The organism is Micromonospora sp. DT62, from assembly GCF_049847285.1.
GTDB lineage: Bacteria > Actinomycetota > Actinomycetes > Mycobacteriales > Micromonosporaceae > Micromonospora > Micromonospora reichwaldensis.
The window spans coordinates 57,931-74,812 of record NZ_JBNCOB010000007.1; the positions used below are offsets into that span (position 1 = coordinate 57,931).

A 16,882-nucleotide genomic window follows, 5' to 3' on the forward strand; every position below is an offset into this window, starting at 1 on the left:
CGGGCCGCCCGGCGCTGTCAGTCGGTGAGCGGGCGGACGTCCCAGAGCCAGACCCCACCGGTGTACGTGGGGCGGACGCCGGTCAGCTCGGTCATGCCCCGGCGCAGCGCGTCGGCCTGCCGGTGCGGCCCGAGGACGACCGCGCCCGCCCGCCAGTACCGCAGGTCCCCGACCGCGTCGACCCGCGCCTGCGGGGTGATCGGCGGCACCGCGCCGGTCCGCCGGATCTCGGCGAAGAACTCGCTGGTGGGGCGGGGCGGCGCGGAGAACAGGGCGATGCGGTCCCGGCCGGGGCGGGTGTCCGGGCCGAGGAAGTAGCCGCGGGCGATGGGCATGTCCAGGCCGGTCCGCGCCGACCAGCGCAGCGGATCGGCGTAGTGGGTGTCGGGCAGCGGGAGGGTCACGATGCTCCGCCCGCCGTCCGTGTACGGCCGCCAGGCGCCCGAGGTGACGAAGGCGGGCACGGGGTCGAGACGGGTGGTGGGCAGCGGGGTCGGCAGGATCGGCAGCAGGGCCATGACCAGCACCGTGGCGGTGGCGAAGCGGATCTGCGGGCGTGCCCGCGGGTGCCGGGCGGCCAGGGCGCGCGCGTGGTCCGCCCCGTAGGCGAGCAGCACCCCGACGATCGGGGTGATCGCCAGCGCCCACCGGGTCGGCACCACCGAGTGCAGGACGGGCAGGTTCTCCAACGCCGCCCACGGGCCGGGTATCCCGGTCCCCTTGCCGTTCAGTTGCACCTCCCGCCCGAGGGAGAGCAGGCCGAAGAAGAGCGCGAGGACGGCGAGGCCGCGTACCACGACGTGCCGGCGCAGCCACCAGACCAGGGCGACGACGAGCACCACCAGCGGCCAGCCGAAGAAGGCGTTCTCCTCGGTGGGGTTCTTCGCCAACCCCTGGGCGCTGCGGGCGTCACCGGCCAGGGACTCCCGCGAGTACGCCACGAACGACGCGAGGTCCGTCGAGTAGCCCCGGATCAGCCAGGACAGCCCGTTGTACGCCCCCGGGCCGAAGAACTGGACGTGGAGCGGGTACGCGAGCAGCACCAGCGCCACGGCGGCGGCCACGGCCAGGCCCGCGAGGAACGGCCGGGCCCGCTGGCGCAGCTCGGGCCGGCCGAGGGCGAGCGCCCCGACCACCACGCCCAGCCCGATGGCGGTCATCAGCAGCACCTCGAGGTTGAGGAAGGCCTGCCACACGACGACCGCCGCGAGCAGCAGCCCGTTGCGCAGCCAGCGCCCCGGCTCGGCGAGCCGCAGGGTGCGCCAGATGATCAGGGGCACCACGTACTGCGAGACGATGTTGGGGTGCGCGTTGGCGTGCGAGACCATCGCCGGGGCGTACGCGCAGAACGCGGCGCCGAGCCAGGCCGGCCCGCGGGCGCCGACGACCACCCGGGACAGCAGGAAGTACCAGGCCGTCGCCGTGGCGATCATGCCCAGGGTGAGAAAGAGCAGAAACGACGCGCGGGTGCCGAGCAGGAGGGTGACGGGCGTCATTGGCAGAGATACGGATAATACGGACGTATTTGCCATCAGATTGACGGTCTCCGGCACGTTCATCCGGTCCGAGGTGAATGGATCAACAAAATCGGTCACCACGCGCGCGCCGTGCGCCATCATCCACTCGAACTGCGACTGGTCGGTGCGGTTGTCCCGGATGCCGTGCGACGGGCGCAGCCAGAGCCGCGCGGTCACCCAGAAGCCCAGCAGGACGAAACTCGCCACCGCGGCGGCGTCCGTCCACCACCCCTTCCAGGGCCGTACGCCCCGGTCGGGCCCGCCCACCGACGCCCCGGGCCCTGACTCGCCAGCGGGGAGGCCCGATTCAGGAGTAGTCATGACGATTCGTAGAGTAGTCAGGCTATGACGCCAAGGTGACATGTTTCGGGGTACTGGCGTACCATGTGCCGGGTTCGCCGACCGCCGATCACGTGCCCACCCCCGACCGCATTTCGGCCACCACGGGTGCCCCGATTTTTCTGTTGCCAGTGCGGATGATTCACTCTGTCGGTCCAGGCGCGGGTCGAGTTCATATCGTGAGGAATCGACGCATGGCAGAAATCACTGGGGATCAGCGCGTGCAGTCCGAGGTCCTGGAGGGTCTCGCGACGGCGGTCAACCACCGTCGCTGGTTCGTCGAGCTGGCCCTGCCGTACCTCGGTGACAACCCGATCGAGATCGGCAGCGGGCTCGGCGACTACGCGCTGGAGTGGGCGGAGCACCTGCCGCGCTTCACCGCCACCGAGGCCGACCCGGACCGGCTCGTCCTGCTGAAGGAGCGGCTGGCCGACCAGCCCCACATCGAGGTCCGGCAGATGCTGCTGCCGCACCCCGACCGGGGCGACTACAGCGCCGCCGTGTCGTACAACGTGCTGGAGCACATCGAGGACCACGTGGGCGCGCTGCGCAGCATGCGCGACCTGGTCCGGCCGGGCGGCAACGTCATCATCATCGTGCCCGCCTTCCAGTTCGCGATGAGCCCGGCGGACATCGCCACCGGCCACGTACGGCGCTACACGAAGAAGACCCTGGCCGCCGCGATGACCGACGCCGGCCTGACGGTGGAGAAGATCCACTACGCGAACGCGCTCGGCCTGCTCGGCTACTTCATGGCGACCAAGGTCTTCCGGCTGATGCCGAAGGAGGGCCCGATGGTCAAGGTCTACGACACCCTCGTGCTCCCCGCCACCAAGGCGGCGGAACAGCGCGTCCTCCCCCCGTTCGGCCAGTCGGTCTTCGCGGTGGCCCGGGTCCCCTCCTGAGGCCGGGCCCGGTCCGGGGTTACTCCTTGACCTGGTAGGTGGGACGGATCACGGCGCGGGCCAGGGTGTGGAAGGCCAGGTTGAAGCCGACCACGGCGGGGGTCGCGGCGGGGGTGACGTCGAGGCGCTCCACGTCCAGGGCGTGCACCGCGAACACGTAGCGGTGCGGCCGGTCGCCGGCCGGTGGGGCGGCGCCGCCGTACCCCCGGTCGCCGTAGTCGTTGCGGACCGTGAAGGCGCCGCCGAGGTCGTCGCCGGACGCGCCGCGCGGCAGCCGCGTCACGTCGGCCGGCAGGTTGACCAGGACCCAGTGCCAGAAGCCGCTGCCCGTCGGCGCGTCCGGGTCGAGGCAGGTCACCACGAAGCCCTTGGTCTCGGCCGGGAAGCCGGACCAGGCGAGCTGCGGCGAGATGTTGTCGCCCCCGACGCTGCCGTGGGCGTACGCGGCGTCCATCGGCTCGCCGTTCTGCACGTCGTCACTGGTCAGCGTGAACGACGCAACGGTCGGCAGCAGGTCGTACGGGTCCGGGGCGATCGGTCGTTCCAGGGTCATTCGGGGGTCCTTCCGGTGAGCGATTGTTCCTCCGCACCTTCTTACCCCGTCGGCGCCCGCGATCGAACCGGCAGCGCCGGGCGTCCCGTCCCGGCCGCAGGTCCCGACCGTCCACCCCCGGCCCAGCGGGCGCGCCTACCTCAACGGCGTACGCACCTCGGATCGCAGCCGGGCCAGGCTTTCCTCGTCCCGGTCACCACCCGGCGCCTCGGCCCAGGCGATAACGTCCACCACTTCGCTGACGGTCAGGCCGAACTCCCGCCGCAGGACGCCGCCGGCCCAGATGAGAGACCCGGATCCCGCGCCGGCCCTCATGGCGCGCGCGATGTCCGTGATATCGCCGCCGCCAGCTACGACCCTGCGGAAGACGGAGCCCCACTCATCCATCACGGCCATCGGCACCTCCGAACGATCACGGCTTCGCCGCCGACACCGTAGCCGCTGACCACCCGTCGTCACTCGGGCACGTAGTCTCCCCCGGTGATCGAGATGCCGCTGACCGGTCGGCAATGGCGTCGCCGGGCGACGGTCGCCGCCGCCGTCGCCTTCGCGGTGGCCTGCTTGGGCTGGCCGGTCAGGCAGGGGGTGACGAGGGCGATCGAGGCGGGGCGGGGCGAGAAGACGCCCGCCGCGGCGGCCGAGGCGTACCTCCTGGCGGTCTTTCAGCCGGACGACAACCCCGACATCAACCGGTGCCTGTGCGGCGACCACCGGGACGAGCTGTTCCGGCAGGCTCGCGACCTGCGCAAACAGGTCGAGTCGCAGGTCACGTTCGGCGTACGGGTCGAGACGACCAACTGGCAGACCGACCCGGACGGCGCGGTCTCGGCGATGGTGGACCTCCGGCTCACGGAGGTAGCCCCCTCAGGAAACGTCACCTTCACCGGCGCCACTCACTGGTGGCGCTTCCAGACGGCGGAGGAGGGGGGCATCAGGGGCGGCTGGAAGGTCTGTCGCGTCGACGCGCCGCCGCTGTGCGGCACCTACCTCCGCTGCTGACGGCACCTGCACACGTACGCGGCAGGCCGAGCGACCTCTACTGCGAGGCGGCGTCAGGCCGCTCGGCCACGAACGTCCCTCGCGCGTGCACGGTGACGACAAGACCCCGGTCGCGCAGCTCCCGCATGGCCATCCGCACGGTGCCCCGGGCTACGCCGTAGGTCTGCTGGAGGTGCAGTTCGCTCGGCAGCGGCTGACCGGGAGTCAGTTTGCCCTCATCAATCTGGGCGGCGAGCAGGTCCGCCAACTGCCGGTAGAGCGGCACATTGGACAGCGGGCTCGTCATGGGCGAGAGCGTAAGCACGCACATGATCTGTACGTCTGCGGGGATATTCAGTCTCTAGACGTCTAGCGACTAGACGTCTAGACGTCTAGACACTGTACGTTCAGTCACGGTCACCCAACAGAGCGGCCCTCGGCCAGCGACTGCACCGCCGACCGAGGGCCTTGATCGCCCCAGGGAGGCGACCCGTGAGCACCCTACCCACCCTGCCCGCCTGTCGAGAGCCTGCGACCGTCCGCATCGAGCTCTACACAGCCGACTCCCTCGACGCCTGCGCGTACATCTGCGCGGCGCACGTCAGCAGCACAACGACTGCGAGCGCGCGGGCGGGACTGGATGCCCACCCGGCCAGCGCGGCAGGTCTTGATCGGCACTGCGGATACGTGCACGTGTACGAGACCGGCGCCCTTGCCGGCGTCAACCCGACCGCCTGCCCGCGCTGGTGCGACCGGGACGGCTGCCAGCGCCGAGGCCACCACCGTTCCCGAACCCGTCACCTGGACACCAACCGGCTGGAGGCGTTCATCGTCGATGTGGGCCTGGTGCAAGCGCTGCATCCGGCCGCCAAGCAAATGGTGAGCCTGACGAGCGTCGAGGGCAGCGCCGCCGCCAACCTCGTGCTGTCGATGAGGCAGGCCCGGGTGTTGCGGTACCGGCTGAGCCACCTGCTGGACATAGCCACGGCAGTTCGCAACGGCGCGCGCTGGGCGTAGACGCACTCCCCGTTCTGGCGGGCTTAGGCCCCCACCGGCCCCCACCAGCGCTCAGCCCCGGCCCACGAACCGGGGCTGAGCTGCGTCAGGACCGATCGTCAGGAAGCGGAGGGTGTGGGATTCGAACCCACGAAGACATCGCTGCCTTACCGGTTTTCAAGACCAGCGCCATCGGCCACTAGGCGAACCCTCCCGGGCCGCGCGCCCGAGGGGTGCGCGACGTGCCTAGTCTGCCACGGACCCGCTGCGGGCGAGCGGGCACCGCACCCGCGCTGAGATGATCGACGGCGTGTGGGAGAACCCGTCGGTGGTGCTGATCAGCGGAATCATGGCCGCCGAAGAGTCCACTGTGGCCGAGGCGCTGGCCCGGCGGCTGCCCCGCGCGGTGCACCTGCGCGGCGACGTCTTCCGGCGGATGGTGGTGAGCGGCCAGGAGGAGATGACCGCCGAGCCGTCGGCGGAGGCCTGGCGGCAACTGCGGCTGCGCTACGACCTCGCGGCGTCGGCGGCGGACCGGTACGCCGCCGCCGGCTTCACCGTGGTGCTCCAGGACGTAATCCTCGGGGCGGAGCTGCCGGCGATGGTCGTCACCCCGGCGCGGACGGTGGACGAGATCCTGGCCCGGGCGTGGACCGACGGGCGGGTGGGGTAGACACGGAACATGCGCGCGATGACGATCCCGGAGCCCGGCGGACCCGACGCACTGGTCTGGAGCGAGGTGCCCGATCCCGAGCCCGGCCCGGGCGAGGTGGTCGTCGACGTGCGGGCCAGCGCGGTCAACCGGGCCGACCTGCTGCAACGGCAGGGGCACTACCCGCCGCCGCCGGGCGCGCCCGCGTACCCCGGGCTGGAGTGCTCCGGGGTGATCAGCGCGATCGGGCCCGACGTGGCCGGCTGGGAGGTGGGCCGGGAGGTCTGCGCGCTGCTGGCCGGCGGCGGCTACGCGGAGCGGGTCGCGGTGCCGGCCGGGCAGCTCCTGCCGGTGCCGGCCGGCGTCGACCTGGTCGACGCGGCGGCGCTGCCCGAGGTCGCCTGCACGGTCTGGTCGAACGTGGTGCAGGTGGCCCGGCTCGGCAGGGGCGAGACGCTGCTGCTGCACGGCGGCGGCAGCGGGATCGGCACCTTCGCGATCCAGCTCGCGGTGGCGCTGGGCGCCACCGTGGCGGTCACCGCCCGCGCCGCGAAGCACGAGCGGCTGCGTGATCTGGGGGCGGCGTACACGATCGACTACCGGGAGCAGGACTTCGTCGAGGAGGTCCGGCGGGTCACCGGCGGCCGGGGCGCCGACGTCATCCTCGACATCATGGGCGCCGCCTACCTGCCCCGGAACGTGGCGGCGCTGGCCACGGGCGGCCGGCTGGTGGTGATCGGCATGCAGGGTGGCCGCAAGGGCGAGCTGGATCTCGGGGCGCTGCTGGCCAAGCGGGGCACGATCGCGGCCACCGCGCTGCGGTCCCGGCCGCTGGCGGAGAAGGCGGACATCGTGCGCGGCGTCCGCGAGCAGGTGTGGCCGCTGGTCGAGTCGGGGGCGGTCCGGCCGGTCGTGGACCGGCGGGTGCCGATGACGGAGGCGGCGCGGGCACACCGGCTGGTCGAGTCGAACGACCACGTGGGCAAGGTGCTGCTCACGACCGGCTGACGCGCGGTCGGTCCCGGCGGGACGGGCCTGGCCCGGCGGGTCAGGGCGTCGGCGCCGGCTCCTCGACGGTACGGGGGAGCACCAGGCGGGCGCCGGGGCCCTCGCCGGCGAGCGAGTCGCCGGGGTTGTAGAGCGTGCAGCGTTGCAGGGACAGGCAGCCGCAGCCGATGCAGCCGTCGAGGTCGTCGCGGAGCTTGGTCATCAGCCGGATCTTCTCGCTCAGCCGCTCCCGCCAGGTCGCCGAGAGGCGCGCCCAGTCCTCCGCGCTCGGTGTGCGGGACGCGGGCAGGGAGTCCAGCGCCTCCCGGATCTCCTCCAGCGAGATGCCGACCTGCTGGGAGATCCGGACGAACGCCACCCGGCGCAGCTCGGTGCGGGCGTAGCGGCGCTGGTTGCCGCCCGTCCGCTCCGCCCGGATCAGCCCGAGCCGCTCGTAGTAGCGCAGCGCCGAGGGCGCGACGCCGCTGCGGACGGAGAGCTGGCCGATGGTCAGAGACTCGTGCATCACGTCGCCTTGAGTTGAAGTGGACTTCAACTTGCAGGCTAGCGGCATGACCACGACCACCGCCAGCGCGGGCCCGGCCCCGACCGCCGCGCCGCCCCGTGACCCCACCGCCGCGCCCCGCCACCCGGGCGCCCCGCCGCTGCCGAAACCCGTCGCGCCGCTGTACGAGCGGGTGCGCGCGGGCCGGGAGTTCAGCGCCAACGTCCGCTCCACCGTCGACGTGCTCTGGGTGCTCTACGACCGCATCCTCCGGGTCACCCCGGAGAGCGTCGACGACCCCGGGCGGGACCGGTTCCTGCTCTCCAAGGGCCACGCCGTGGCCGGCTACTACGCCGTACTCGCCGCGAAGGGGTTCGTTCCCGCCGACTGGCTCGACGACCAGGGCGGGCCCGCCAGCCGGCTCGGCGAGCACCCCGACCGGGTGCTGGTGCCCGGGGTGGAGATCGGCTCCGGCTCGCTGGGCCACGGGCTCGGGCTCGGCGTGGGCACCGCGCTCGGGCTGCGCGCCCAGGGCCTGCTGATGCCCCGGGTGCACGTGCTGCTCGGCGACGCGGAGTTGGACGAGGGCTCCAACCACGAGGCGATCGCGTACGCGGGGGCGACCGGGCTGGGCAGCCTGACCGCGATCGTGGTCGACAACGGCTCCGCCACGCACGGCTGGGCGGGCGGCGCGGCGGCCCGGTTCACCGTCAACGGCTGGACCGCCACCACCGTCGACGGGCACGACCACGACGCCCTGCACACCGCCCTGACCGGGCACGACAACCACCGGCCGCACGTCGTCGTCGCGGTCGTCGACCAGGGGGAGTGACCGTGCGGGACCGCTTCATCGAGACCACCACCGCGCTGCTGGCGGAGGATCCGCGTACGGCCCTGGTGCTGGCTGACATCTCCGCCGACGCGTTCGAGCCGGCCGCGTACCGGCACCCGGACCGGGTGCTGAACGTCGGCATCCGGGAACAACTGCTGGTGGGCGTGGCCGGCGGGCTCGCCCTGACGGGGCTCCGGCCGATCGCGCACAGCTACGCCCCGTTCCTCGTCGAGCGGGCGTACGAGCAGCTCAAGCTCGACCTGGACCACCAGGGCGTGGGCGCGGTGCTGGTCAGCATCGGCGCGTCGTACGACCGGGCGGCCGCCGGCCGGACCCACCTGTCGCCGGCCGACGTCTCGCTGATCGACACCCTGCACGGCTGGACCGTGCACGTTCCCGGTCACCCCGACGAGGTGCCGGCGCTGCTGCGGGACGCGGTGGCCGCCGACGGCTCGGCGTACCTGCGACTGTCGACGCTGCACAACGCCCGGCCGTACGGCGGCGACGGCGCGCTGCGGGTGATCCGGGACGCGGGGCCGGGCGCACCGCTGCTGGTCGCGGTGGGGCCGGTGCTGGACGCGGCGGTGGCTGCGGTGGCCGACCTGGGCGTGACGGTGGCCTACACCCACCGGCCGCGGCCGTTCGACACGGCGGGGCTGCGGGCGCTGGCCGGCGACGCGGTGATCCTGGTGGAGCCCTACCTGGCCGGCACGTCGGCCCGGGTGGTGTCGGCGGCCCTGGCCGACCGGCCGCACCGGCTGCTGGCGCTCGGCGTGGGACGCGAGGAGCTGCGCCGCTACGGCTCGGCCGAGGACCACACCCGCTGGCACGGGCTGGACGCCACCGGGCTGCGCCGTTCGGTCGCCGGGTTCCTGGACGCGGCGCCGGTGCCGGCCGGCCGCTGAGCCACGCCGGCCGTCGACGGCACCGCGCACCGTCGGCGGCGGGGAGCCGCGGGACAGAGTTCGGGCGGCGGGGGGTGACGCGGGAGGGCGGGACGGGTCAGCGGGTCGGGGCGCCGAGGGGGCGGCGGCGGGTGCGCTCGCGGCCCAGGATCCAGATCGCCTCGACGCCGTCCTTCCAGGTGATCTTCTTGCCCTCTTCGCGGCCCCGCGCCCGGTAGCTGATCGGGACCTCGTAGGGGCGGATGCGCTGGCGCAGCAGCTTGCCGGTGACCTCGGCCTCCATGCCGAAGCCGCGCGAGCGGATGTCGAGCGAGCGGTAGAGCGCGACCGGCATCAGCTTGAAGCAGGTCTCCAGGTCGCCGATGTAGGAGTTGAACAGGATGTTCGCCGCCATCGTGACGCCCTTGTTGCCCATCACGTACCAGAAGCTGTAGGCGCTGTGGCTGCCGAAGGTGCGGTTGCCGTAGACCACCGTGGCCCGCCCGTCGAGCACCGGGTCGAGCAGCTTCGGGATGTCCAGCGGGTCGTACTCCAGGTCGGCGTCGAGAATGACCATGTAGTCGCCCTCGGCGGTGTCGACCGCCGTCTTGATGGCGGCGCCTTTGCCGGCGTTACGCTGGTGGGTGATGACCCGCAGGCGCGCGTCGTCGGCTCGACCGAGGATCTCCCCGGTGCCGTCCCGACTGCCGTCGTCGACCACGACCAGCTCGATCTCACACGGGTAGTCGACCGCCAATGCCTGCTTGAGGGCATCCGCAATGCGCTCTTCCTCGTTGTAGACCGGCATGAGGATCGAGAGCTTCACGGGAATCTCCACGGTGGCGACGATATGTCTGCCCTAGCCTAGCCTGGCGGTTGGCGACCGGTGCTCAGCACTGCGGGCATTGAGCGCGGCGGCCTCAGGTTCATGGTGTTTACTGCCCGCATGTCGGCAGTCGGCTACCTGCTCGCCCTGGCGCCGGTCGCCGCGATCGGACTGCTCGCCGTCGCGCTCCGTCCGGTCGCGGCCGGGACCGTGGCGGGGCGGCGCCTCGCGCTGGTCCGGGCGGCTCTGGTGACCGGGGCGTTCGCGGTGCTCACGGTGGAACTACTGGGCGCGCTGCGGCTGCTCACCCTGCCGGCGTTCGCCGTGGCGTGGCTGACGCTCCTCGCCGGCGCGCTCGCCGCCGTCGGCTGGCGACGCCGTCGGGACGAAGCGCGCGGCACGGCCGTGGTCGCCGCCGCGCACCGCGCCGTCGAGGCCGTCGCCGCGTCCGAGCCCGCGCTGGTCGGCGCGACGGCCGGTCCGGCCGTCGGCGCCCCGCCCCCTCCTCCGCCGCTGGCCGCCGCACGTCCCGTCGCACCCCGCCACGCCGGGCGGTGGACCCGGCTGGCTGACGCCTGGCGTACGGCGGGTCGGGGTGAGCGGCTGCTCGCCGGCACGGTCGGCGGGCTGCTGCTGGTCGAGTTGCTGATCGCCCTGCTGGCCGAGCCGAACAACTTCGACTCGCAGACCTACCACCTGCCGAAGGTGGAGCACTGGGTGGCCCGGGGCGGCCTGGACTTCTGGCCCACCGCCATCCACCGGCAGGTGACCATCCCGCCCGGCGCCGAGTACCTGCTGCTGCACCTGCGCCTGTTCACCGGCGGGGACGCGCTGCACCATTTGGTGCAGTGGGCGGCCGGCGTCGGCGTACTGCTGGCGGCCACCCGGATCACCGCGCAGCTCGGCGGGGGGCGGCGGGCCCAACTGCTGACCGCGTTCGTGCTCGCCACCACCCCGATGGTGGCGCTCCAGGCGACCAGCACCCAGACGGACCTGGTCTGCGCCGCCTGGGTGGCCTGCGCGGCCACGGTGGCGCTGGACGGGCTGCGCCGGCGGGCCGGGGCCGGGGCGATGCTGGCGCTGGGGGCGGCCACCGGGCTGACCGCGCTGACCAAGACCAGCGGCCTGGTCGCGGTCGGGCCGCTGCTGCTGCTCTGGGGGCTGGCCCAGCTCCGGCTGGCCCGGGCCGGTGGCGTCCGGTCGCGGCGGCAGGTGCGTCGGACGGTCGCCGGGTCGGCGCTGATCCTGCTGGTGGCGGTGGTGGTGGTCGGGCCGTTCCTGGCCCGGGTGACCGCCGAGTTCGGGCATCCGCTCGGGCCGCCCCGGCTGCGCGAGTCCATTCCGATGGAACGGCACGACCCGCCGTCGCTGCTGGTCAACGCGCTGCGGATCGCGCACACCGCGTTCGACACGCCGCTCGCGCCGCTGCGTTGGGCGGGTGCCGAGGCGATCGTCGGCGCTGCCGGGATCATCGGGGTGGACCCGCAGGACCGGGCCACCACCTTCGGGCGGGAACGGTTCCCGGTGCCGTCGTGGTATCCGGACGAGGATCGGGTGGCCTTCCCGCTGGCCGGGGCGCTGGCGGTGATCGGGGCGGCGTACGCGCTGGCCCGGCCCGGTCGGGTCGCCCCGACGCAGGCGGGTCCGCTGCGCGCGTACGCGGTGGTCGTGGTGGCCGCCGTGCTGCTGCACACCGCCATGATCAAGTGGCAGCCGTGGGGCAACCGCCTGCTGCTCTACGCGCTGGCGCTGGCCGTACCGCTGGCGGGGCTCTGGCTGGACGCGCTGTTCCGGCGCCGGGCCGGCGGCGCGGGTGGACGGCGGCCGGTGGCGGCCGGGCTCGCGGTGAGCGTGCTGGCCGGCTGCGCGCTGGCCGGGGTGCTGGCGGTGTCGTACGGCTTCCCGCGCCGGCTGGTCGGGGCGGGCTCGGTCTTCACCACCTCCGAATGGGACACCCGGTTCCTGCGGCGTCCCCAGTGGGCGGAGGAGTTCCGCTGGGCCGCCGAGGCGGTACGCGCGACGGACACCCGCCGGATCGGCCTGGTGCAGCAGAACGACAACTGGGAGTACCCCTGGTGGCTGCTGCTGCGCGACGGCGACGGCCGCCCGCCGGAGCTGGTGGCGTTGCAGTCGGTGCTGCCCGGACGCCCGCCGGCCGACCCGGCCTCGGTGGACGCCATCGTCTGCACGGGCAGCCGGCCGGCGTGCACGGCGCTGGTGCCGGCGGGCTGGCGCGTGCAGTTCCGGGGCTACGTCGGCTACGCCCTCCCGCCGGGGAGCTGACCCGCCGGGAAGCCGGCCGCCGCGCGATTCGACCGGATCGCCCGGTTCTGCACTCTGCGCCCAACGATTACGAGACGCATTCACATACCTCGAAGCCGACGCTACCTTCTGGTAACTCGATCGAAGTCCCGCGATCGAGCCGAAAGGAGTGCGTCGATGCTTGGTTCCTCTGCCAGGCGCGAACGCGCGACCCGACGACGGGCCCTCACCGTCGTCGCCGCCGCCGCTCTCGTCCTGCCGATGCTCGCCGGAACGGCCTCCCCCGCCACCGCGGCCGACCGTCCGGCCGTCCAGCCGCTCCCCGCCAACCTGGAGACGATCCGCGCCGCCGAGGCCACCGCGCTCTACGGCACGCCCGCCGTCCGCCCCATCGAGCAGCGCCGCACCGCGCTGATCACCATGGGCGACAGCGAGATCTCGGGCGAGGGGGTGGGCAACTACGTGCCCGGCACCCACGAGCCCGGCAACTGGTGCGACCGCTCGTACGACCAGGCGGTGTTCCGCACCGGCCTCACCGCCGACGAGAAGTACAACATCGCCTGCTCCGGCGCGACCCCGTGGAACCTGATCCGGGGCGGGCCCACCCAGCACAACGAGCTGAACCAGGGCGACCACCTGGCCATCAAGGCACGCAACACGCACATCAAGCTGATCTGGGTGGTGGTCGGCGCCAACGGCGACGGCACGATCCAGTTCGGCCCGGTCGCCACCGACTGCGCTGTCCGCCGGGTCCTCTTCCAGGGCGCCTGCCACCCCACCTACACCGACCAGTGGAGCGTCCGCACCGACGGCAGCCGGCGGGCGGTCGAGGACGCGCTCACCGACATCCGGCAGACCATGACCGGCGCCGGCTACCTGCGCTCGGACTACGAGCTGGTGCTGATGTCGTACCCGAGCCCGGGCAGCCCGGACGTGGAGGACAACCCGAACTTCCCCGGCTGGTACGCCGGCGGCTGCCTGCTCTACCTGGCCGACGCCGCGTTCGCCCGGAACAAGGCGGTGCCGATGTTCGAGTCGGCGCTGCGGGCGGCGGCGACCAACACGGGCACCCGCTACCTGGACGCCAGCCGACTTTTCCACGGCCACGAGGTGTGCACGGACAACACCTCCGTACGCGGCCTGTTCATCGAGATCGGCGTCTGGGACGAGAACGCGGCCCGGCAGTCGTTCCACCCGAACAAGCGGGGGCACGGCATGTTCGCCCAGTGCGTCACCCAGTTCGTCGACTCCGGGCGGCAGCGGGCGACCTGCGTGGACCCGGCCAGCACCGGCAACGGCGTGCTCTACGACGGGCTCTTCGAGTTCAAGCAGCTGCGCAACGCCGCCACGGGCACCTGCGTCGACGGCAAGGGCTACGACTCGCGCAACGGCACCCCCCAGCAGTCGTACGGCTGTCACGGCGGACGCAACCAGGGCTTCTGGTACGACCCGACCCGCCAGTCGCTGCACTCGGAGCTCTCCCACGACCGCTGCCTGGACGTCTCGGGCGGGTCGCTGAGCGCCGGCACGGCGGTGAACATCCACGACTGCCACGGCGGCGCCAACCAGAAGTTCGTGCTGGCCGGCAGCCAGATCCGGACGGCCGGCAACGCCAACCTCTGCCTGGCGTTCGACAACCCGCTGCTGGGCACCCCCCGGCTGCGCCTGGCCGCCTGCTCCACCAGCAGCCGCCAGCAGTGGTCCTTCGAGTCCCGCAACTTCGCCAACCCGGTCGGCTACGGGCACGACGACTTCATCGGCTCCCGCGTCTACTGAGTCCGACCCGCCCGCGTGAGCGGTGCCGCCCTCCCCGGGTGGTACCGCTCGCGTCGGCCGGCGTGGTGTGGCCCGCCGTCGCCGACGGGCCACACCCCCACCTACTTCTGCCGGGCCGGCACGACGACCAGGCGGGCGACCCCGCCGTCGCCCTCCTTGGCACCGGCCACGCCGACCGTCGTGCCGACCTTCACGTCGGTGGACCGGATCGTCGTGCGACGCTCCACGACGCGCAGCTTGTCGCCGAAGGTCCAGGTCATGGTGAAGCCGTCGGCGGACTTCACGGTCATCGAGTCGCCGTCGACGGCGGTCACCTCGCCCCGCTGCACGGCGACGGTCCGCGTACCGCCGTCCTTCGTCCGCACCACGGCCTCGCCGTGCAGGGCGTCCCGCCGCAGCAGCACCCGGGCCTGCCGGCGCTCGCGGCGTTCCTGGGCGCGTTCCCGCCGCTTCTCCCCGGCCGCGCCCGGCGACGCCTCCGGCGAGGCGGGTGCGGCCAGCGGCTCGACGTCCAGGTCGCCGGCGTCGAAGCCCAGCGCGGCCAGCGCCTGGCCCTCCGCGCCCAGCGCCGCGGCGACCTCGACGGCGGTCTCCCGGGCCGGCTGACCGGCCGGTCCGGCGGCGCCACATCCGCCGACGCCGAGCGCGACCGCCGCGAGCAGCGTGGTGGTGGCGATTCCCCAACGTGCCATGGGTCTCCCTCTCGTCCGTGGAACCCCAGCCTCCCGCCCACCGGCGAGCGGAGGGTCAGAGCGATGTTCGGGTTCGGTAAGGATCCGGGGGCAGCCGGACCGTGAACGCGGCGCCGCCCTCCGGCGCGTGCCCGGCCGCGACGTCCCCGCCGAGCCGGCGGACCAGGCCGGCGGCGAGCGCCAGCCCCAACCCGCTGCCGACCTTGCGCACCCCCCGGTAGCGCTGGTGCAGGGCGCCACGCTCGAAGGCGACCGCCAGGTCGTCGTCGGTGAGGCCCGGTCCGCCGTCGCGGACCTCGACGACGCCGCCCGCCAGCGGGTCCGCGCCGGAAGCCCGGACCGCGAGCACGATCGGCGCCCCCGGCGGTACGACCCGCAGCGCGTTCTCCAGCAGCCCGTCCACCACCTGCCGGATCCGGCCCGGATCGGTGTGGACCGGCACCGGCGCGTCCGGGATCTCCGCGCGGAACGGCACCCCCACCGCCGCGCACCGGTCGGCCCAGGTCCGACCCGCGTCGGCGGCCAGCCGGGCGAGGTCCACCGGCACCGGTTCGAGCGGGAAGTCGGCGGCCTCCAGCCGGGCCAACGCCAGCAGGTCGCTGACCAGCCGGTCCAGGCGCTGCGCCTCCGCGAGCACGGTACGACCGGCGTCGGCCGCGTCCGCCGGCCCGATCACCCCGTCGGCCAGTGCCTCGGCGTAGCCCCGGATCGCGGTCAACGGGGTGCGCAGCTCGTGCGAGACGGAGAGCAGGAACTCCCGTTGCCGGCCCTCGCTCGTGGCCAGCGCGGCGGCCAGCCCGTTCAGCGCGTACGCCAGGTCGGCCACCTCGTCGGGCGGCTCCACCGGTACGCGTACCGCCCGGTCCCCGGCGCGCAGCCGGGCGGCGGCGTCGGCGGCGCGCCGGATCGGTCGGGCCAGCCGGCGGGCGAGCAGCAGCCCGGCGGCCACCCCGGCGGCGAGCCCGGCCAGCAGCGGCAGCCAGAGGCTGGGCACCACCTGCCGCCACGGCGCGGCGGGCCGGGCTCGGGTCAGCACCACCCCGTTGCCGCCGGGCAGGGCGCGCCCCTCGATCAGCGTGCGCCGCCCCTCGATCACGCGGCGGGTCGACACGTTGCGCCCCTCGGCGACGCGCCGCACCACCCGTGGCGGCAGGCCGGGGCGCTCCGCCACCCCGCCCCGGACGAGGTACGCGTCGACGCCCTGGGCGTTCAGCTGCCGGACGATCCGCTCCTCGTCGGTGGTCCGCCCGGTCTCCAGCCTGGGGCGCAGCACCTCGGCCGCGAGCCGGGCCTGGGCGGCCAACGCCTCCCGGTCGTGCCGTTCCACGCCGCGTACCGCCAGGGGCACCGCGACGATCGCGGTGACCAGCACCGAGACCAGGGCGACCGCGCAGGTGACCAGCACCGCGCGAGAGGTCAGCGTCCGGCCGGGACGGTGCCGTGGCGGCGGCGCGACGGTCGACTCAGCCATCGGCGGAGTACCCGACGCCCCGGTGGGTGCGGATCACGCCGGCCGCGCCCAGCTTCGCCCGGACCTGTGCGACGTGCACGTCGACGGTCCGGGTACCGGCGTGCGCCGCGTACCCCCAGACCCCGGCGAGCAGCTCCTCCCTGGTGAAGACCCGACCCGGTCGGGCCATCAGGTGCGCCAACAGGTCGAACTCGGTGGAGGTGAGCTGGACCGGGACGCCCGCGACCGTCACCGTCCGGCGGGTCGGGTCGAGGGCCACCGCACCGACGACCCGGGGCAGGCCCGTGCCCTCGGGCGTCCCGGCGGTGCGCCGCAGCACCGCCCGCACCCGGGCGACCAGTTCACGCGGGCTGAACGGCTTGGTGACGTAGTCGTCCGCCCCCAGCTCCAGCCCGACGACGCGGTCCACCTCGTCGTCGCGGGCGGTGAGGAAGATGACTGGCGTCCAGTCGCCGGCCTCGCGCAGGCGGCGGCAGACCTCGGTGCCGGTCAGGGCGGGCAGCGCGATGTCGAGGACGCAGGCCACCGGGCGCAGGCGGCGGGCGGCGGCCAGCCCGGCCGCCCCGTCCCGTTCCAGGTGTACGCCGAAGCCGTCCCGGGTCAGGTAGAGCCGGACCAGGTCGGCGATGGCCGGCTCGTCCTCCACCACGAGGACGAGCCCGCGAGGCGCGGCGTCGACGGTCACCGGCCCATGATTCCCGACCCGG

Annotated in this window: 18 protein-coding genes and 1 tRNA gene; 9 read left to right on the forward strand and 10 right to left on the reverse strand. The window is 73.8% G+C overall.

Annotated features, from left to right (window positions below):
* Positions 1 to 17: 17 nt before the first annotated feature.
* Positions 18 to 1,838, reverse strand: coding sequence for a hypothetical protein (locus ACPXCB_RS12825; protein ID WP_425875109.1), 1,821 nt, complete (start codon positions 1,836 to 1,838; stop codon positions 18 to 20).
* Positions 1,839 to 2,050: 212 nt separating this feature from the next.
* Between ACPXCB_RS12825 and ACPXCB_RS12830 the strand changes: the two genes are divergently transcribed.
* Positions 2,051 to 2,761 carry a class I SAM-dependent methyltransferase gene (locus tag ACPXCB_RS12830; protein WP_425875111.1) on the forward strand — a complete coding sequence of 237 codons (711 nt, stop codon included), beginning with the start codon at positions 2,051 to 2,053 and terminating at the stop codon, positions 2,759 to 2,761.
* A 19-nt stretch (positions 2,762 to 2,780) separates the two neighbouring features.
* Here ACPXCB_RS12830 and ACPXCB_RS12835 read toward each other — a convergent pair whose 3' ends face one another.
* Together ACPXCB_RS12835 and ACPXCB_RS12840 are read right to left on the reverse strand one after the other, a co-directional pair.
* Positions 2,781 to 3,314, reverse strand: a complete 534-nt coding sequence (locus ACPXCB_RS12835) for a YbhB/YbcL family Raf kinase inhibitor-like protein (RefSeq protein ID WP_425875113.1) — start codon at positions 3,312 to 3,314, stop codon at positions 2,781 to 2,783.
* Positions 3,315 to 3,449: 135 nt separating this feature from the next.
* Positions 3,450 to 3,710, reverse strand: coding sequence for a hypothetical protein (locus ACPXCB_RS12840; RefSeq protein ID WP_425875115.1), 261 nt, complete (start codon positions 3,708 to 3,710; stop codon positions 3,450 to 3,452).
* Positions 3,711 to 3,794: 84 nt separating this feature from the next.
* On the opposite strand from ACPXCB_RS12840, the gene ACPXCB_RS12845 reads away from it, so the two are divergent.
* Positions 3,795 to 4,313 (forward strand): hypothetical protein, encoded by a 519-nt coding sequence (locus ACPXCB_RS12845; protein ID WP_425875117.1) that lies wholly within the window; start codon positions 3,795 to 3,797, stop codon positions 4,311 to 4,313.
* 37 nt (positions 4,314 to 4,350) lie between these two features.
* Here ACPXCB_RS12845 and ACPXCB_RS12850 read toward each other — a convergent pair whose 3' ends face one another.
* Positions 4,351 to 4,599 (reverse strand): GntR family transcriptional regulator, encoded by a 249-nt coding sequence (locus ACPXCB_RS12850; RefSeq protein ID WP_425875119.1) that lies wholly within the window; start codon positions 4,597 to 4,599, stop codon positions 4,351 to 4,353.
* Between the two features lie 185 nt (positions 4,600 to 4,784).
* Between ACPXCB_RS12850 and ACPXCB_RS12855 the strand changes: the two genes are divergently transcribed.
* Positions 4,785 to 5,309, forward strand: a complete 525-nt coding sequence (locus ACPXCB_RS12855; protein WP_425875121.1) for a hypothetical protein — start codon at positions 4,785 to 4,787, stop codon at positions 5,307 to 5,309.
* Positions 5,310 to 5,415: 106 nt separating this feature from the next.
* Here ACPXCB_RS12855 and ACPXCB_RS12860 read toward each other — a convergent pair.
* A tRNA-Ser gene (locus tag ACPXCB_RS12860) sits at positions 5,416 to 5,502 on the reverse strand.
* An 84-nt stretch (positions 5,503 to 5,586) separates the two neighbouring features.
* On the opposite strand from ACPXCB_RS12860, the gene ACPXCB_RS12865 reads away from it, so the two are divergent.
* Complete coding sequence (locus tag ACPXCB_RS12865; RefSeq protein ID WP_425875123.1) at positions 5,587 to 5,961, forward strand: hypothetical protein; 375 nt, start codon at positions 5,587 to 5,589, stop codon at positions 5,959 to 5,961.
* A 9-nt stretch (positions 5,962 to 5,970) separates the two neighbouring features.
* A complete protein-coding gene (locus ACPXCB_RS12870; protein ID WP_425875125.1) occupies positions 5,971 to 6,948 on the forward strand; it encodes an NAD(P)H-quinone oxidoreductase in 978 nt (325 codons plus the stop codon).
* Between the two features lie 40 nt (positions 6,949 to 6,988).
* Here ACPXCB_RS12870 and soxR read toward each other — a convergent pair whose 3' ends face one another.
* Positions 6,989 to 7,453: a redox-sensitive transcriptional activator SoxR gene (soxR, locus tag ACPXCB_RS12875; protein WP_425875127.1), complete on the reverse strand. Its 465-nt coding sequence runs from the start codon at positions 7,451 to 7,453 to the stop codon at positions 6,989 to 6,991.
* Between the two features lie 46 nt (positions 7,454 to 7,499).
* On the opposite strand from soxR, the gene ACPXCB_RS12880 reads away from it, so the two are divergent.
* Positions 7,500 to 8,264, forward strand: coding sequence for a transketolase (locus tag ACPXCB_RS12880; protein ID WP_425875129.1), 765 nt, complete (start codon positions 7,500 to 7,502; stop codon positions 8,262 to 8,264).
* A 2-nt stretch (positions 8,265 to 8,266) separates the two neighbouring features.
* Positions 8,267 to 9,169 carry a transketolase family protein gene (locus ACPXCB_RS12885; protein ID WP_425875131.1) on the forward strand — a complete coding sequence of 301 codons (903 nt, stop codon included), beginning with the start codon at positions 8,267 to 8,269 and terminating at the stop codon, positions 9,167 to 9,169.
* 97 nt (positions 9,170 to 9,266) lie between these two features.
* On the opposite strand, the gene ACPXCB_RS12890 is transcribed toward ACPXCB_RS12885, so the two are convergent.
* Positions 9,267 to 9,974: a glycosyltransferase family 2 protein gene (locus ACPXCB_RS12890; protein ID WP_425875471.1), complete on the reverse strand. Its 708-nt coding sequence runs from the start codon at positions 9,972 to 9,974 to the stop codon at positions 9,267 to 9,269.
* Between the two features lie 120 nt (positions 9,975 to 10,094).
* Here ACPXCB_RS12890 and ACPXCB_RS12895 point away from each other — a divergent pair, with 120 nt between their 5' ends.
* Together ACPXCB_RS12895 and ACPXCB_RS12900 are read left to right on the forward strand one after the other, a co-directional pair.
* Entirely contained in the window at positions 10,095 to 12,257 is a 2,163-nt protein-coding gene (locus ACPXCB_RS12895; protein ID WP_425875133.1) for a hypothetical protein, read from the forward strand.
* 156 nt (positions 12,258 to 12,413) lie between these two features.
* A complete protein-coding gene (locus ACPXCB_RS12900; protein ID WP_425875135.1) occupies positions 12,414 to 14,012 on the forward strand; it encodes a ricin-type beta-trefoil lectin domain protein in 1,599 nt (532 codons plus the stop codon).
* 101 nt (positions 14,013 to 14,113) lie between these two features.
* On the opposite strand, the gene ACPXCB_RS12905 is transcribed toward ACPXCB_RS12900, so the two are convergent.
* From ACPXCB_RS12905 to ACPXCB_RS12915, 3 genes are read right to left on the reverse strand one after another with little or no spacing between them, the layout of a single operon-like run.
* A complete protein-coding gene (locus ACPXCB_RS12905; RefSeq protein WP_425875137.1) occupies positions 14,114 to 14,704 on the reverse strand; it encodes a hypothetical protein in 591 nt (196 codons plus the stop codon).
* 55 nt (positions 14,705 to 14,759) lie between these two features.
* Entirely contained in the window at positions 14,760 to 16,175 is a 1,416-nt protein-coding gene (locus ACPXCB_RS12910) for a sensor histidine kinase (protein WP_425875139.1), read from the reverse strand.
* Positions 16,168 to 16,860 carry a response regulator gene (locus ACPXCB_RS12915; RefSeq protein ID WP_425875141.1) on the reverse strand — a complete coding sequence of 231 codons (693 nt, stop codon included), beginning with the start codon at positions 16,858 to 16,860 and terminating at the stop codon, positions 16,168 to 16,170. Before ACPXCB_RS12915 ends, ACPXCB_RS12910 begins: the two co-directional genes overlap by 8 nt.
* Positions 16,861 to 16,882: the final 22 nt, after the last annotated feature.

Bases quoted from the DNA above. Each gene is read 5' to 3' on its own strand.
- ACPXCB_RS12825 (WP_425875109.1), bottom strand. From the start codon at position 1,838: ATGACTACTCCTGAATCGGGCCTCCCCGCTGGCGAGTCAGGGCCCGGG.
- ACPXCB_RS12830 (WP_425875111.1), top strand. From the start codon at position 2,051: ATGGCAGAAATCACTGGGGATCAGCGCGTGCAGTCCGAGGTCCTGGAG.
- ACPXCB_RS12835 (WP_425875113.1), bottom strand. From the start codon at position 3,314: ATGACCCTGGAACGACCGATCGCCCCGGACCCGTACGACCTGCTGCCG.
- ACPXCB_RS12840 (WP_425875115.1), bottom strand. From the start codon at position 3,710: ATGGCCGTGATGGATGAGTGGGGCTCCGTCTTCCGCAGGGTCGTAGCT.
- ACPXCB_RS12850 (WP_425875119.1), bottom strand. From the start codon at position 4,599: ATGACGAGCCCGCTGTCCAATGTGCCGCTCTACCGGCAGTTGGCGGAC.
- ACPXCB_RS12865 (WP_425875123.1), top strand. From the start codon at position 5,587: ATGATCGACGGCGTGTGGGAGAACCCGTCGGTGGTGCTGATCAGCGGA.
- ACPXCB_RS12870 (WP_425875125.1), top strand. From the start codon at position 5,971: ATGCGCGCGATGACGATCCCGGAGCCCGGCGGACCCGACGCACTGGTC.
- soxR (WP_425875127.1), bottom strand. From the start codon at position 7,453: ATGCACGAGTCTCTGACCATCGGCCAGCTCTCCGTCCGCAGCGGCGTC.
- ACPXCB_RS12880 (WP_425875129.1), top strand. From the start codon at position 7,500: ATGACCACGACCACCGCCAGCGCGGGCCCGGCCCCGACCGCCGCGCCG.
- ACPXCB_RS12895 (WP_425875133.1), top strand. From the start codon at position 10,095: ATGTCGGCAGTCGGCTACCTGCTCGCCCTGGCGCCGGTCGCCGCGATC.
- ACPXCB_RS12900 (WP_425875135.1), top strand. From the start codon at position 12,414: ATGCTTGGTTCCTCTGCCAGGCGCGAACGCGCGACCCGACGACGGGCC.
- ACPXCB_RS12905 (WP_425875137.1), bottom strand. From the start codon at position 14,704: ATGGCACGTTGGGGAATCGCCACCACCACGCTGCTCGCGGCGGTCGCG.
- ACPXCB_RS12910 (WP_425875139.1), bottom strand. From the start codon at position 16,175: ATGGCTGAGTCGACCGTCGCGCCGCCGCCACGGCACCGTCCCGGCCGG.